At 68.1% G+C, this 15,073-nt stretch carries 11 protein-coding genes; 7 read left to right on the plus strand and 4 right to left on the minus strand.

What is annotated here, in order from left to right; all coding sequences use genetic code 11:
- Nucleotides 1-110: 110 nt before the first annotated feature.
- On the minus strand, nucleotides 111-848 hold the full coding sequence (locus ACVOK1_RS11085) for a pteridine reductase (protein WP_164073488.1): 738 nt from the start codon (nucleotides 846-848) through the stop codon (nucleotides 111-113).
- Nucleotides 849-906: 58 nt separating this feature from the next.
- Between ACVOK1_RS11085 and ACVOK1_RS11090 the strand changes: the two genes are divergently transcribed.
- On the plus strand, nucleotides 907-2,091 hold the full coding sequence (locus tag ACVOK1_RS11090; protein ID WP_481562089.1) for a class I SAM-dependent methyltransferase: 1,185 nt from the start codon (nucleotides 907-909) through the stop codon (nucleotides 2,089-2,091).
- On the plus strand, nucleotides 2,088-2,480 hold the full coding sequence (locus ACVOK1_RS11095; RefSeq protein ID WP_108770014.1) for a VanZ family protein: 393 nt from the start codon (nucleotides 2,088-2,090) through the stop codon (nucleotides 2,478-2,480). Before ACVOK1_RS11090 ends, ACVOK1_RS11095 begins: the two co-directional genes overlap by 4 nt.
- A gap of 67 nt (nucleotides 2,481-2,547) precedes the next feature.
- On the opposite strand, the gene ACVOK1_RS11100 is transcribed toward ACVOK1_RS11095, so the two are convergent.
- The 3 genes from ACVOK1_RS11100 to ACVOK1_RS11110 all read right to left on the minus strand — a co-directional run bounded on the left by ACVOK1_RS11100 (nucleotide 2,548) and on the right by ACVOK1_RS11110 (nucleotide 8,804).
- Complete coding sequence (locus ACVOK1_RS11100; protein ID WP_481562071.1) at nucleotides 2,548-4,887, minus strand: beta-N-acetylhexosaminidase; 2,340 nt, start codon at nucleotides 4,885-4,887, stop codon at nucleotides 2,548-2,550.
- A 125-nt stretch (nucleotides 4,888-5,012) separates the two neighbouring features.
- Complete coding sequence (locus ACVOK1_RS11105) at nucleotides 5,013-7,637, minus strand: TonB-dependent receptor (RefSeq protein ID WP_200751897.1); 2,625 nt, start codon at nucleotides 7,635-7,637, stop codon at nucleotides 5,013-5,015.
- Nucleotides 7,638-7,787: 150 nt separating this feature from the next.
- A complete protein-coding gene (locus ACVOK1_RS11110) occupies nucleotides 7,788-8,804 on the minus strand; it encodes a glucokinase family protein (RefSeq protein ID WP_481562072.1) in 1,017 nt (338 codons plus the stop codon).
- Between the two features lie 375 nt (nucleotides 8,805-9,179).
- On the opposite strand from ACVOK1_RS11110, the gene ACVOK1_RS11115 reads away from it, so the two are divergent.
- From ACVOK1_RS11115 to ACVOK1_RS11135, 5 genes are read left to right on the plus strand one after another with little or no spacing between them, the layout of a single operon-like run.
- Nucleotides 9,180-10,469 carry a sugar MFS transporter gene (locus ACVOK1_RS11115; RefSeq protein WP_108770010.1) on the plus strand — a complete coding sequence of 430 codons (1,290 nt, stop codon included), beginning with the start codon at nucleotides 9,180-9,182 and terminating at the stop codon, nucleotides 10,467-10,469.
- Between the two features lie 39 nt (nucleotides 10,470-10,508).
- Nucleotides 10,509-11,576 carry a LacI family DNA-binding transcriptional regulator gene (locus tag ACVOK1_RS11120; protein ID WP_108770754.1) on the plus strand — a complete coding sequence of 356 codons (1,068 nt, stop codon included), beginning with the start codon at nucleotides 10,509-10,511 and terminating at the stop codon, nucleotides 11,574-11,576.
- Nucleotides 11,577-11,583: 7 nt separating this feature from the next.
- On the plus strand, nucleotides 11,584-12,612 hold the full coding sequence (locus ACVOK1_RS11125; protein WP_481562073.1) for an SIS domain-containing protein: 1,029 nt from the start codon (nucleotides 11,584-11,586) through the stop codon (nucleotides 12,610-12,612).
- Complete coding sequence (gene nagA / locus ACVOK1_RS11130) at nucleotides 12,612-13,760, plus strand: N-acetylglucosamine-6-phosphate deacetylase (RefSeq protein WP_481562074.1); 1,149 nt, start codon at nucleotides 12,612-12,614, stop codon at nucleotides 13,758-13,760. The genes ACVOK1_RS11125 and nagA overlap by 1 nt, the downstream gene beginning before the upstream one ends.
- On the plus strand, nucleotides 13,757-14,827 hold the full coding sequence (locus ACVOK1_RS11135) for an acyltransferase family protein (protein WP_481562075.1): 1,071 nt from the start codon (nucleotides 13,757-13,759) through the stop codon (nucleotides 14,825-14,827). The genes nagA and ACVOK1_RS11135 overlap by 4 nt, the downstream gene beginning before the upstream one ends.
- The last annotated feature ends 246 nt before the right edge of the window (nucleotides 14,828-15,073 follow it).

The following is a 15,073-nucleotide window of genomic DNA, read 5'->3' on the forward strand; positions in this document are numbered from 1 at the left end:
CCAACCCCGCGGGCACCGCTGGGCGGGGGGGCGCCGTGTTATTGTGGGGGTGGGTTGGGGCGCCCCGGGCCGCCCCCGCCGGGTGGCCCGGGCCGCGGGCCGGCAACATTTCAGCTGACCGTACGCCCACCATCCACGCGCAGGGTGTGGCCGGTGACGAAGCTGGCCTCGGCCACCAGCCAGTACACCGCCTCGGCGATCTCCTCGACGGTACCGATGCGGGCCAGCGGCGTGCGCGCCAGCAGCGCCTCGCGGGCGAAATCGTCCTTGCCCTGTTCCGGCCACAGGATCGCGCCCGGCGCCACGGCATTCACCCGCACCTTCGGCGCCAGTTCCAGCGCCAGCGAACGGGTGGCCATTTCCAGCGCGGCCTTGGCCATGGTGTAGGCGACGTGGTCGCGCATCGGGTCGGTGCCGTGCAGGTCGGTCAGGTTGACGATGCAGCCCTGCTGGCGGCGCAGGTAGGGTGCGGCCGCCTGTGACAGCAGCAGCGGCGCGCGGGCGTTGACCGCATACAGCTCGTCCATGGCCGCGGCGGTGACCTGGCCGAACGGGGTGGGGAAGAAGTTGGAGGCGTTGTTGACCAGCGCGTCCAGGCGGCCGAAGTGGGCCACGGCCTGTTCGACCAGGTCGGGCAGGGCATCGGCGTCGCGCAGGTCGGCCTGCAGGGCCAGCACGCTGCCCGGGCGGACGTTCTCCAGGTCGAACGCGGCCTGCTGCAGCTCGGCGCTGGATGTATGGGCGTGCAGCACCACCGACCAGCCACAGGCGTGGAACTGGCGGGCGATGGCCGCACCGATCCGGCGCGCGCTGCCGGTGATCAGGGCCACGGGGGCGGTGTCGCTCATGAGGGTCCTCCAAGGCTCGGCTATCCTGTGCACCATTGTCACCGCATTCGAAGACACCATGCAGCCCACCTTCCCCCTGCCTGAAGCCGACGCCCTGGCCCACAGCGACCAGCTGGCGGCCGCCCTGCGTGCCGAAATCCTTGCGCAGGGCGGGGCGATCCCGTTCTCGCGCTTCATGGAGCTGTGCCTGTACGCCCCCGGCTGGGGCTATTACAGCGCCGGCGCCAGCAAGTTCGGCGGCAGTGGTGATTTCACCACCGCGCCCGAGCTCGGCAGCCTGTTCGCCGGCAGTGTGGCCAACGCGCTGGCCCCGGTGTTCGCCCAGCTGGACGCGCACGCACGCATGCTGGAGCTGGGCGGCGGCACCGGCGCCTTCGCCGAGGCCGTGCTGCTGCGTCTGGCCGAACTGGAGGCGCTGCCGGCGCGCTACGCCATCCTCGAGCCCAGCGCGGACCTGCGCCAGCGCCAGCAGCAGCGCCTGCAGCAGAACCTGCCGGCCGAGCTGGCCAGCCGCGTCGAATGGGTCGACCGCCCGTTCGATGACGACTGGGACGGCGTGGTATTCGCCAACGAGGTAATTGACGCGCTGCCGACCCCGCGCTTCCTGATCAAGGACGGCGAGGTCTACGAGGAAACCGTCGAGCTGGATGGCGAGGGCAACTTCATGCGCGGCGCGCAGCCGGCCGATGTGCTGCTCAACGGCGCGGTGCGCCACCTCGAGCGCTACCTGGAAAAGCCCTTCGCCGATGGCTACCGCTCCGAAGTGCTGCCGCAGCTGCCGTACTGGCTGCAGGCGGTGGCCGGTGGCCTGCAGCGTGGTGCGATGCTGTTCGTCGATTACGGCTACAACCGTGGCGAGTTCTACCAGCACGACCGCGACGACGGCACCGTGCGCGCGTTCTACCGCCACCACGTGCACAACGACGTGTACCGCTGGCCGGGCCTGCAGGACATCACCGCGTCGGTGGATTTCACCGCGATGGCCGAGGCCGGCCTGCACGGTGGCTTCGAGCTGGCTGGCTACTGCAGCCAGTCCAGTTTCCTGCTCGGCAATGGCCTGGACCAGGTGCTGGTGCTGGCCGAAGAGCGCACCGATGAAGTGGGCCGCATCCAGCTGCGCGACCAGGTGAAGAAGCTGACCCTGCCGACCGAGATGGGCGAACGCTTCCAGGTGATCGGCCTGCAGCGCGAGGTGGATTTCGAACCGGCCTTCGAGCTGGGTGACCTGAGCTGGCGCCTGTGAGCGCAGGGTTGCCGGTGATCAAGCCGCTGCGTCGGCCGCGGCTGTGGACCGCGCTGTGGCTGCTGGCGGTACTGGTGGTGATCGTGGTCTGCCTGATTCCCCCGCCGCCGATCGACCTGCCGGAGAACGGCGACAAGGTCGAGCACTTCCTGGCCTATTTCATCCTGTCCGGCAGCGCAGTGCAGCTGTTCCGGCGCGGCACGCCGCTGCTGTGGGCGGGCGTGGGGCTGGTGCTGATGGGCGTGGGCATCGAGTTCGCACAAGGCGCACTGACCAGCAACCGCAGTGCCGATCCGATGGATGCGCTGGCCAATACGGTGGGCGTGTTGTCGGGCCTGGCGACCGCGCTGACCCCGCTGCGCGACATCCTGCTGCGCTGGCGCGGCTGAGGTAACTGCGCCTGGGGTCAGAGCCCTTTCCTGCGGAAAGGGATCCGACCCCGGGCCATGCCCCGCATCACTTCTGCAGCGTCACCTCATCCAGCACCCACATCGCCGGGCGCGTATCGCCGGTGAAGTTGATGCACAGATCGTCCGTACCCGACACGCCCTTCGGCAGCGCCGCGCGCAGGGTGACGAAGCCATCGGCATCGGTGCTGGCCGGCAGCGGCACCTGGGCTACGACCTTGCCGGTGCAATCGCCACGGCGGATCAGCATTTCGCCGTTGCGGCCCTTGGCCTTCTCGAACTTGCGTGCCGGCTCGTCATGGGCCAGCTGGAAGTAGTACGGAATGCGCCCGGCACGTACTTCCACACTGCCGATGCCATCGAGCTGCGCGGCCGGCCAGCGCCAGCACGGCTGGAAGATGTCCACGGTGAACACGTTGCGCGCACCTTCGCGCGGGCCATCGTCTTCCAGGCGCAGCACCAGGCCCTTCTCGCCCACGCAGCTGCGCAGCTCCTCGCTGTGGCGGCTGAGCAGCGACTGCGCGGTGTACGACGCCACCGTCGGTGCGGCCGCCAGCGGCTGGCCCTGGAAGAACGCAGCGGCCTGCACGGTGGCCGGCAGCGGCTGGGTCAGCGGCTGCTGGTACAGCGGCGAGCTGGCGGTCACCGGCGTGCCATCGGTGCTGTAGCGCACTTCATAGCCCAGCGGATTGGCCAGCGACACCGTCACCGTGTTCGCGGCGCGGTCGTCCGTATGGCCCACGCCCACTTCGAACGGGGTCTGCGCATAGGCCAGGCCCCAGGCGCGGTAGCGCTGCAGCTGTGCCGGCAGGCGGGCGAGGAAATCGCGGAAATCGCGATGCTCCGGCGCGCTCCAGCCAGTCTCGGCCACCGCGGCCAGGCGCGGGAACAGGTTGTGCTGCAGGCGTGCGTAGGTGCGGGTGTGCTCGGTGAACATGTTCGCCTGCAGGCCGAGGATGTGCCCGCGCTTGTCGGCGGCCAGCTGGGCCGGCACCGGCTCGAAGTTGTACAGCTTGGCCAGGTTGACCTGGGCCGGGCGGCCCGGCGGCTCGTTCGGCGAACCGGTCTGCAGGTAGTCCAGGTACAGGTGGGTGACCGGCGACATCACCACGTCATGGCCACTACTGGCCGCGGCCAGGCCGCCTTCGGTGCCGCGCCACGACATCACCGTGGCCTGCGGCGGCAGGCCGCCTTCGAGGATCTCGTCCCAGCCGATCAGGCGGCGGTCGTGTTCTTCCAGGAAGGTTTCCAGGCGCTTGATGATGTGGCTCTGCATGGCCATCTCATCCTTGATGCCCAGCTCGCGCATGCGCTTCTGCACCTGCTTCGAGGCGATCCACTGGTCCTTGACCGCTTCGTCGCCCCCCACGTGCACGTACTTCGCCGGGAACAGCTGGATCACTTCCTCCAGCACGTTCTCCAGGAAGGTGACCGTGCCGTCCTCGACGTTGAACAGGTTGGGGAACACGCCCCATTCGCTGATCGGCTTCAGCGGCGTGCTGATCGAGCCCAGTTCCGGGTAGGCGGCGATCGCGGCCGTGGCGTGGCCGGGCACGTCGATTTCCGGGATCACCTGGATGTGCAGCTTGGCCGCATAGGCGATCACTTCGCGGATCTGGTCCTGCGTGTAGAAACCGCAGTACGGGTATTCCTGCTTCGTCACCGGATCGATGCCGCCATCGCCGGCCGGCAGGCGGCAGCTGCCGACCTCGGTCAGCTTCGGGTAGCGCTTGATCTCCATGCGCCAGCCCTGGTCATCGGTCAGGTGCCAATGGAAGGTGTTGAGCTTGTGCGCGGACATCGCATCGAGCACGCGCTTGATCTCGTCCAGGCTCTGGAAGTGGCGCGCCGAGTCGAGCATGAAGCCGCGCCAGCTGAAACGCGGCGCATCCTGGATCTGCACGGCCGGCAGCGCGCCCTGGCTGCCGCCGGTGGCCAGCTGGGCCAGGGTGGTGGCGCCGTAGAACAGGCCGGTCTCGTTGCCGGCCTGCACCAGCACGCCCTGCGCGGTGCTCTCCAGCGTGTAGCCCTCGCCGGTATCGCGGAAGGTGGGAATGATCTGGAAGCGGATGCCGCCGGCCTTGGCCGCGGCCTTGCCGGTAGCCAGCGCCAGGCGCGGGCCGCCACTGCGGGCGAGCAGATCGGCGAACTGGCCCGCCACGCGCTGTTCGGCTTCGCTGTCGGCGCGCAGCGTCGTGCCTGCGGCCACGGTGATGCCGCTGCCATTGCCGCGCTGCACGTTGGCCGGTGCGGGGATCAGCATCAGGCTGCCGGCGCGCAGCTGCGGGCCGGGGCCGGTATCCAGTGCCGGGGCATCGGCGGCGCGGGCGGCGGCGGGAAGCATCGCCAGGCCCAGCAGCATGCTGGCAAGGGGGAAGGGTCGCATCATCTCACTCCTGTGGTGGGCGGCTCGCTGTGCCGCGCGTGGCCGCCGCGCAGGCGGCGATTCCGGTCTCCCATCGTACGACGGGCCCGGAAATCCGGGCCCGTCGCGATGTGCAGCTGGGTGCAGTCTTAGAACTTGAAGTGCAGGGTAGCCATGTAGCGGCGGCCGCTCTTGTACTTGCCAGCCAGGTGTTCCTTGTCGCCCAGGTACTGGAAGTAGGTCTCGTCCAGCAGGTTCTGCGCGTCCACCGTCAGCGACCAGTTGTCGTTGAAGGTGTAGCCGAAGCTGGCACCCAGTTCCGCGTAGTCGTCCACGCTGGACGGGGCGGCACCGGCCACGTAGCCGCCGGCCAGGTAGCTGTCACGCCAGTTGTAGGTCAGGCGCGCATTGATCGGGCCCTTCTCGTAGTACGGGCTGAAGGCGATGGCATTGCGCGACTGGTACGGCAGCGGATCGCCGGTGTTGTTCTCACCGTTGGCGTAGGTGTAGTTGGCGGTCAGGCCGAAGCCGCTTTCGCCGAAGGGCTGCTGGAAGCTGATGTTGAAGCCCTTGACGTGGCCGCTGCCGGCGTTGCGCGGGCGCTGGATGCTGTAATCGCAGTAGCCGTCGGCGGTGCAGCCGTTGGTACCGACGAGGTTCGCCCAGGTGGCCGGCGAGGTATCGCGGATCGAGTTGTACTGGCGCTCGATGGTGGCCGAGGTATCGATGTAGTTGTCGATCTTCTTGTAGAACACCGACCAGGCCACCACGGCCTGCGGCGCGTAGTAGTACTCGGCCGAGGCGTTGAAGTTCCACGACTCATACGGCGACAGATCGGCGTTGCCGCCCGAACCGGTCAGGGTGGTGTCGTTGAGGAAGGTGTTGTTGACCATCTGGTTGTACGGCGCCCAGGCGATCACCTTGGCCGCGGCGAAGCGGAACACCCAGTCGTTGTCGGTGTCCCACGCGACGTTCAACGAAGGCAGCACGAAGTCTTCCTTCTTGGTGCGGGTCTGCCACTTGCTGTCCAGGTCGGTCAGGGTCGGCGTGCCGCCGTAGACGAAGCCGCTGCCTTCGGTCTTGGAATCGACGTAGCGCACGCCCAGGTTGCCGCGCAGCGGGCCGTTGGAGAAGTTCAACTGCGCGTAGGCCGCGTTGTTGGTCTGGGTCAGCGCCCAGCTGTTGTTGAGGTAGCTGGCCGGATCGGGGTTGCTGTAGTCGATCGGGCTGTTGCGCACCCAGTTCAGCACGTTGTTGCGGCCGGCCTGCACGTGGCGGCCCTGGTCGTTGGTGAAGCCCTGGATGTCGGTCAGGCCGATGGTGCCGACGTCGGCCAGGGTGCCCGGGGTGACGCCGCCGTACACGTTGAGGGTGAAGGCTTCATCGTGCTTGCCGTGGCGCACGCCGAACTGCAGCTGGTTGAAGATGCTGTCGAACTGGACGTTGAAGTCGAGCTGGGCGTAGGTGTCCTTGCTCTCGGTGGAGAACACGCCGTTGTTGCCGAACCAGCCGCCGGCCGAACCCCAGTTGGCCGGGTCGCGGGCGCCTGCCGGGTCATCGAAGGTGATGCCCTTGTCCATGTTCCAGCTGTAGCCGCCGTTGTAGAACGGCTCGATGAAGTACTGGGCCAGGTTCTTGTTGTCCGACTTGCTCTGGCCGGCCTGGCCGGTCACGCCCCAGCTTTCGCCCTTCCAGGCGCCGCGCAGGTCCACGCCCTTGGTGACCACTTCGGACAGGCGCACGTTGTTGTCATAGATCAGCGTGCCGCTGTTGGCGATGGCGCTAGCGTTGGAGTGGCCGCTGGTGGCCACGCCGTTGCGCACGTCGCCGAGCTGGTTGACGGCGTTGACGGTGCCCGGGTTCCAGGTCAGGAAGGAATAGAGCGACTGGTTGTAGTTGTCGAACTTTTCCTTGATGTACATGCCGCTCAGGTTGAACTCGAGCTCATCGGTCGGCTTGAACTGCAGGTTGACCACGGCGCTGTCGCGCTTGCGTTCCTGCTGGAACCAGGCGGCGTTGAACGAGTTCGGCACGTCCACGTCGGCAGCCACGCCGGTGGCATTGGGGAAGGTGCTGGCCTTGGTGTAGCCGAACACTTCCTTGCCCTGGCGGTCGACGGCTTCTTCGTAGTGCTGGGCCGAGACGGCCACGCCGAATGTCTCGTCGTTGTTCTTCCAGCTGTACAGCACGGCCGCGTTCGGCTTGCCTTCGCTGGCCTGCTGGCTGTAGCTGTAGCCCACCGAGGCGGCCACTTCGTTCTGCTTCAGGTCCAGCGGCTGGCGGGTGTGCATCAGCACGGTGCCGCCGAGGCTGCCTTCGGTCAGTCGCGCTTCGGACGACTTGATGATCTCCGCGCGGCCCAGGATCTGCGGGGCCAGCAGCGTGTAGTCGAAGCCGCGGTTGGGCTGTTCGCCGTACAGCCAGATGGCCTGCGCCACCGGGTGGTTGTCCAGGAAGGACAGGTTGAGGCTGGGGTCGGTGCCGTCGATGCTGACGCGCTCGCCCTGGCCGAAGCGGCGGTCCAGGGTCACGCCCGGGATCTGCGACAGCGCTTCAGCAACGTTGGTGCTGGGGAACTTGCCGATGTCCTCGGCGGTGATCGCTTCGGACACACCGACGTTGTTGCGCTTGGTGTCCAGCGATTTTTCCAGGCTGGCGCGGATGCCCACCACCTGCACGGTGTCCAGGTCCTGCGGGGTAGCCTGCTGGGCGTGCGCCGAGAAGGCGAGGCAGCCGACGATGGCTGCCGAAAGCAGAGTCTTGCGGGTGTTCATGATGTCTCTCCTCATCACTGATGTGCGTTGTCGGCGGCGAACGAATGGCAGGTCATGCCTGGCGCCAGCAGGGGCTGCCGGGCGCGATGGTGCGATTCCAGTGCGTCGTGCGTACTGCGGTGCTGCGTACTGCTTGCTGCGTACTGCGGTTCAGGCGTTGGCGTGGAGCAGGAACCAGCTGGCGGCGCCGATGACGCCCAGCTGCCCGTGCTCGACCACCTTCACCGGGATGCGTGCCAGCGCTTCGCCCATCGGCCCCTTCTGCAGGTAGCGTTCGACGAAGGTGCTGGCATGCAGGTATTCGCGGATCTGCGGCAGGATGCCGCCGGCCAGGTAGACACCACCCTGCGCGCCGTAGAACAGTGCCATGTCGCCGATGGTGCTGCCGAGCAGGCCGCAGAACACATCCAGCGCCTGGCGGGCGAGGGCATCGGTACCGGCCATGGCTGCGGCGGTCACCGCATCCGGGCTGGCCAGCACCGGGGTCTGCCCCTGCAGGGCGCAGATGGCGTGGTACAGGTTCATCAGGCCGGGGCCGGACAGCGCATGTTCGATCGACACGTGCGCGCGGTCGCGCTGCATGTGGCGGACGATGTCCATTTCCAGCGCGGTGCTGGCCGCCAGCGTGGGCTGGCCGGCTTCGGTGGCCAGGACCACCGGGCCGTTCGCGGTGGGAATCCACAGCGCCGCACCCAGGCCGGTGCCGGGGCCGACCACCAGGGTCGGGCCGCGCGCTGCGCTGTCCGGCCCGCACAGGTGCAGCACGCCGCTGGCATCGACCTGCGCGGCGGCATAGGCCACCGCTTCGAAATCGTTGACGATGTGCACGCGCTGCAGGCCGACCTCGGCTTCCACCTGGCGGGCCGACAGCGGCCACGGCAGGTTGGCGGTGATCACCGTGCCGTCCTCGCGGGCGAAGCCGGCGGTGGCGACCACGCACTGGCTGGGCCGCGCGCTGTCACCGAGGAAGTCGGTGAGGATCGCACTCAGGCCGGCATAGTCCGCATTGCGGTACTTGCGGTATTCCAGCAGCTGCACCGGATGGGCCTCGTCGCCGCTGGCCCGTGCCCTTGCCACGCGCACATGGGTACCGCCGACGTCGGCGGCCAGGAACGAGGGCGCGACGCGGGACAGGACATGGGCCGGGGCGGGATGGCTGGCGGTCACGCGGGCTCCTGCTGCAGGTGGGAAGCGGACCCAAGAAAGGCCCGTCGATGGGGCGGAGTCTGTAACTGCGTTGACAACGATGTCAACGAGTTCGTGACACTTTCGTTGCTGCGCCGCAACGAATGAGAGACACCGTAAACGTTTACATCGTCTTGACCCGGCATTAACCCGCAAGCCTTTGCGCCATGGTCTTCCAGGGGCAGAGCGCATTCAGCGCGGAGCGCGGTGGTGCTGTTGCGCAGTGCAGCACGGCCGCATCGGGCCTGTGCAATCAAGTTGACAAACGGCGGTGCTCCACCGAAAGAATGTGACAACGTTGTTCCCAGCCACTCTCCGACACCGCCTTCTGCGGTCGTCGCCGCAGGAGCCCACCTGATGTCCGCCGTCACTGCTGCAAGCGCGCGTCCAAACGTTGCCGCCTCCATCGCCATCGTCGGCGTGCTGTTCTTCCTGATCGGCTTCTTCACCTGGCTCAACGGGCCGTTGATCACCTTCGTCAAGCTGGCATTCGAGCTCAGCGAAGTCGGCGCCTTCCTGGTGCTGATGGTGTTCTACCTGTCCTACTTCTTCCTCGCCCTGCCGTCGTCGTGGATCCTGCGCCGCACCGGCATGAAGAAGGGCCTCAGCCTGAGCCTGCTGGTGATGGCCGGGGGCGCGGCACTGTTCGGCGAGTTCGCCACGCAGCGCTGGTATCCGGGCGCGCTCGGCGGCCTGTTCGTGATCGGCAGCGGCCTGGCCCTGCTGCAGACCGCGATCAACCCCTACATCTCCATCCTCGGCCCGATCGAAACGGCCGCGCGCCGCATCGCGCTGATGGGCATCTGCAACAAGATCGCCGGCATGCTGGCACCGGTGCTGATCGGCACGCTGGTGCTGCACGGCATCGGCGACCTGTCGGCCAGCGTGGCCGCTGCCGATGAAGCAACCAAGGCGCAGCTGCTCAACGAATTCGCCGCCAAGATCCACGCGCCGTACCTGGCCATGGCCGGTGTGCTGGTGGTGCTGGCGGTGGCGGTGCTGTTCTCGCCGCTGCCGGAAATCAAACCGTCCGAAGCCAACGCCACGCCGACTGCAGCGGGTGCCGCCGAGCGCCGCAGCATATTCCAGTTCCCGCACCTGTGGCTGGGCGTGCTGTGCCTGTTCGTCTACGTCGGCGTGGAAGTGATGGCCGGCGATGCCATCGGTACCTACGGCCACGGCTTCGACCTGCCGCTGGACCAGACCAAGATGTTCACCTCGCTGACCCTGTTCGCCATGCTCATCGGCTACGTGGTCGGCCTGGCGCTGATTCCGAAGGTGGTCTCGCAGTCGCGCTACCTCACCGTTTCGGCGGTGCTGGGCGTGCTGTTCTGCCTGGGCGCGTGGGCCACCCACGGCTATGTGTCGGTGGCCTTCGTGGCGCTGCTGGGCTTCGCCAACGCCATGATGTGGCCCGCCATCTTCCCGCTGGCCATCCGCGGCCTGGGTCGGTTCACCGAAACCGGCTCGGCCCTGCTGGTGATGGGCATCGCCGGCGGCGCGATCATTCCGCAGCTGTTCGCCGTGCTCAAGCAGCACATCGACTTCCAGCTGGTGTTCGTCCTGCTGATGGTGCCGTGCTACCTCTACATCCTGTTCTACTCGGTGATCGGCCATCGCGCCGGCCTGCCGCAGGACAAGGCCTGATCGGCGATGATGGACGGCAGCCAACCCCAGGAAAAGCCGATGCGCAGAGCGACCATCAAGGACGTTGCCGAAAAGGCCAAGGTCTCGCTGAAGACGGTGTCGCGGGTCATCAACAACGAGCCGTCGGTGATGCAGGCCACCCGTGCGCGGGTGCTGCGTGCCATCGCCGAGCTCGACTACGAACCCGATCCGTCGGCGCGCAACCTGCGCAGCGGCACCACGTTCGTGATCGGGCTGGTGTACGACAACCCCAACCCGTACCACATCATCGGCGTGCAGAACGGCGTGCTCGCCGCCTGCCGCGAAACCGGCTTCGGCCTGCAGATCCATCCCTGCGATTCGAGCTCGCCGATGCTGGCCGATGAACTGGCCGACTGGGTGCAGCGTTCGCGCCTGGCCGGGCTGGTGCTGACCGCGCCGATGTCCGAACGCCGCGACCTGATCCAGACGCTGACCGCGCGCGGCATCAAGCTGGTGCGCATCATTGCTGCCACCGAGGATCCGGCCGACGGTGCCTGCGTGTTCGTCGACGACCGCGAGGCCGCCTACGAAGTCACCGAGCACCTGATCCAGCTCGGCCACCAGCGCATCGGTTTCCTCTGGGGTGGTTCCTCGCACCGTTCCTCGGGCGAACGCTACGCCGGCTACGAGGCCGCGCTGAAGGACTACGGCATGACCGTGGACAAGCATCTGGTGGTGCAGGGCGACTACACCTTCGACGATGGCTTCCGCGGCGCGCGTCGCCTGCTGGCACTGCGCGAACCGCCCACCGCCATCTTCGGCTCCAACGACGAAATCGCCGCCGGCGTGCTGGCGGCCGCGAAGTCGGCCGGCATGAACGTGCCGTACGACCTCTCCATCGCCGGCTTCGAGGACAGCCCGTTCTCGCGCCAGTCGTGGCCGCCGCTGACCACCGCCAAGCAGGCCACCGAGGACATCGCCCGCCACGCCGCGCGCCTGCTGATCGCGCAGCTGCGCAGCGATGCCTACGACGATGCACCGGCCGCCCTGCAGAACCAGGGCTTCGTGCCGCAGCTGGTGGTGCGCGGCTCCACCGCACCGATGCGCCCGGCCGGCGTGCGCCCTCTTCCTTCCGAACCCGCCTGAGTCCGCCATGTCGCCGTCCGACCCCACCGCCACCCTGATGTTCGCCGAGGCTGCTGAAGCGGCCGACGTGGTTGCCCGCCAGTTCGCCCGCAACCACGCCACCATGGAAACGCTGGCCGCCAGCCTGCGTGCGGCACCGCCGCCGTTCGTGGTGACCTGCGCACGCGGCAGCTCCGATCACGCCGCCACCTACGGCAAGTACCTGCTGGAAACCCAGCTGGGCCTGGTGGTCGCCTCGGCCTCGCCGTCGGTGGGTTCGGTGTATGCCGCCCCGCTGCAGCTGCGTGGTGCGTTGTTCATCGTCATCTCGCAGTCGGGCAAGAGCCCGGATCTGCTGCGCAATGCCGAGGCCGCCAAGGCCGCGGGTGCGCGCGTGGTCGCCCTGGTCAACGTCGAGGATTCGCCGCTGGCGCAGCTGGCCGACACGATCATCCCGCTGCATGCCGGCGCCGAGAAGAGCGTGGCCGCGACCAAGAGTTACCTGGCCTCGCTGGCCGCGCTGCTGCAGCTGGCCGCCTACTGGAAGCAGGACAGCAGCCTGCGCAATGCGCTGGACCTGCTGCCCGATGCGCTGCGTGCGGCGTGGCAGTGCGACTGGAGTGCGGTCTCCGACGGCCTGGTCGATGCCAGCAACCTGTTCGTGCTCGGCCGTGGCCTCGGTCTTGGCGCCGCGCAGGAGGCCGCGCTGAAGTTCAAGGAAACCTGCAGCCTGCATGCCGAAGCCTACAGCTCGGCCGAGGTCAAGCACGGCCCGATGGCGCTGGTCGGCCGCGGCTTCCCGGTGCTGGCCTTTGCCCAGCCCGATGAAACCGGCGCCGGCACCCGTGCGGTGGTCGAGGAATTCAGTGCGCGCGGCGCCCAGGTGTGGATGGCCGGCGCCGGTGGCAACCTGCCGGTGGCGGTCGCGCCGCACCCGCTGTGCGCACCGCTGCTGACCGTGCAGAGCTTCTACCGCGCGATCAACGCGTTGGCGATCCGCCGTGGCTTCAATCCCGACCTGCCGCCGCACCTGAACAAGGTCACGGAGACGGTCTGATGGCCACGGTCCTGCGCAACGCCCGCATCCTCACCGGCGATGATTTCCGCGACGACCTGGCGGTGGTGATCGAAGACGGCCGCATCATCGCGCTGCTGCCCGACGCCGCGCCGCAGCTGGGCCAGGCCGACGAACAGGTGGACCTGGGCGGCGGCTGGCTGCTGCCGGGCTTCATCGACGTGCAGGTCAACGGCGGTGGCGGTGCGCTGTTCAACAACACGCCGGATGTCGCCTCGCTGCGCACCATCGCGCAGGCCCACCGGCGCTTCGGCACCACTGCGATGTTGCCGACCCTGATCAGCGACGACGTGGACGTGATGCGCGAGGCGATCGGTGCGATGCGCGAGGCGATCGCGCAGCAGGTGCCAGGCATCATCGGCATCCATCTGGAAGGCCCGTACATCGCCCCGGCGCGCAAGGGCACCCACGATGCCAGCAAGTTCCGCGTGCCCGATGCCGAGGAAATCGCGCTGGCTGCCTCGCTGGACAACGGCGTAACCCTGCTGACCCTGGCCCCCGAGCGGGTGCCGCTGGAGTCGATCCGTGCACTGGTGGAGCGCGGGGTGATCGTGGCCGCCGGGCATACCGCCGGCAGTTATGAAGAAATCCGCGCCGGCCTGGATGCCGGCGTGCGTGGCTTCACCCATCTGTACAACGCGATGTCACCGCTGCAGGGGCGCGAGCCCGGTGCGGTCGGTGCCGCGCTGGAAGACCGCGAGAGCTGGATCGGCATCATCGTCGATGGCGTGCACGTGCACCCGGCCAGCCTGCGCGTGGCGCTGGCGGCCAAGCCGCGCGGGCGCCTGCTGCTGGTGACCGACGCCATGCCGCCGGTCGGTGCCGATGACCCCAGCTACGTGCTGTACGGCGAAACCATCACCGCCGTCGATGGCGTGGTGCGCAATGCGGCCGGTGCGTTGGCCGGTTCGGCGCTGGACATGGCCACGGCCGTGCGCAACACCGTGCAGCTGCTCGGCCAGCCGCTGGCCGAGGCGGCGCGCATGGCGTCCACCTATCCAGCGGAATTCCTCAACGTGGATGACCGCCTGGGCCACATCGCGGAGGGCTACCAGGCCGACCTGGTGCTGCTGGATGATGCCCTGCAGGTGCGTGGCACCTGGATTGCCGGACAGTACGAGGCGGCATGACGGACGCAGCGCCGCCACGTCGGCTGGGCTCGATCGATGCCCTGCGCGGCCTCACCGTGGCGGCGATGCTGCTGGTCAACAACCCTGGTGACTGGAGCGCAGTGTTCGCACCGCTGCGCCATGCGGACTGGCATGGCTGCACGCCCACTGACCTGGTGTTCCCGTTCTTCCTGTTCCTGGTCGGCGTGTCGATGGCCTTCAGCGTGGCGCCGCGCGCGCACGACGCCGCCGCGCGCCCGGCACTGGCCCGTGGCGTGCTGCAACGCGCGCTGCGCATCGCCCTCGCCGGCGTGCTGCTGCACCTGCTGGTGTGGTGGGCGCTGCACACGCATCACTTCCGCATCTGGGGTGTCCTGCAGCGCATCGCGCTGTGTGCGGCCGTGGTTGGCGTGGTGGCGGTGTACGTGCGGCCACGCACCCAGCTGGCGCTGCTGGTCGCACTGCTGGTGGGCTACACGGTGCTGCTGCTGGGCATCGGCGATCTGGCGCCGTGGACCAATCCGGCCAGCCGCCTGGATACCCGCCTGTTCGCGCCCTTCATCTACCAGTGGCAGGCCGACACCGGCCTCGGCCACGATCCGGAAGGCCTGTTGAGCAGCCTCGGCGCGCTCGCCAGCACCGTGCTCGGCCTGCTGGCCGGTGGCCTGCTGCGCAACGGGCGCGCTTCCGCGCTGGCCGGTCTGGGCGTGGCGACCGCCGTGCTGGGGCTGCTGCTGGCCACGGTGCTGCCGCCCAACAAGCAGCTGTGGACGCCGAGCTACGTGCTGTGGACCGGCGGGCTGGCGGCGCTGGCGCTGTGGCTCGGGCACCTGCTGATCGACCGCAGGGGCTGGCCCGCGCTGGGCCGCCGCTTCGGCGTCAATGCCATCACCGCCTACCTCGGCGCCTCGGTGATGTCGGTCGTGCTGCTGGCCACCGGCATCTGGGGTTGGGTGTGGCAGCAGCTGGCCACGGCGATGCCGGGCGCACTGGAACTGGCCTCGATGCTGCAGGCGATCGCCTTTGTTGCGCTGTGGTGGGGCGTGGCGTGGTGGCTGGACCAGCGTCGCATCTACCTGAAGATCTGACTGCTACCCGGACGATCTGGCATCCACGCATGGCATGGATCTACTGGCGCGCGCTTCATGCGCGGATGTACGGGCCCACGCTTCAGTAGAGCCACGCCATGCGTGGATGCTCTTCGCCATGATGTGTGAAAAACATGAACGCTTTCATGCACATGCACGCCACGTGATGCATGCGTTACTTCACACCCCAGGCGTGATGCATCCGGCATAACGTCAGACCTGAACGCTTCACGGCGCCCCTGCGGC

The organism is Stenotrophomonas sp. STEN087 (assembly GCF_056759115.1).

Bases quoted from the DNA above. Each gene is read 5' to 3' on its own strand.
- ACVOK1_RS11085 (WP_164073488.1), bottom strand. From the start codon at position 848: ATGAGCGACACCGCCCCCGTGGCCCTGATCACCGGCAGCGCGCGCCGG.
- ACVOK1_RS11090 (WP_481562089.1), top strand. From the start codon at position 907: ATGCAGCCCACCTTCCCCCTGCCTGAAGCCGACGCCCTGGCCCACAGC.
- ACVOK1_RS11100 (WP_481562071.1), bottom strand. From the start codon at position 4,887: ATGATGCGACCCTTCCCCCTTGCCAGCATGCTGCTGGGCCTGGCGATG.
- ACVOK1_RS11105 (WP_200751897.1), bottom strand. From the start codon at position 7,637: ATGAACACCCGCAAGACTCTGCTTTCGGCAGCCATCGTCGGCTGCCTC.
- ACVOK1_RS11115 (WP_108770010.1), top strand. From the start codon at position 9,180: ATGTCCGCCGTCACTGCTGCAAGCGCGCGTCCAAACGTTGCCGCCTCC.
- ACVOK1_RS11120 (WP_108770754.1), top strand. From the start codon at position 10,509: ATGCGCAGAGCGACCATCAAGGACGTTGCCGAAAAGGCCAAGGTCTCG.
- ACVOK1_RS11125 (WP_481562073.1), top strand. From the start codon at position 11,584: ATGTCGCCGTCCGACCCCACCGCCACCCTGATGTTCGCCGAGGCTGCT.
- nagA (WP_481562074.1), top strand. From the start codon at position 12,612: ATGGCCACGGTCCTGCGCAACGCCCGCATCCTCACCGGCGATGATTTC.
- ACVOK1_RS11135 (WP_481562075.1), top strand. From the start codon at position 13,757: ATGACGGACGCAGCGCCGCCACGTCGGCTGGGCTCGATCGATGCCCTG.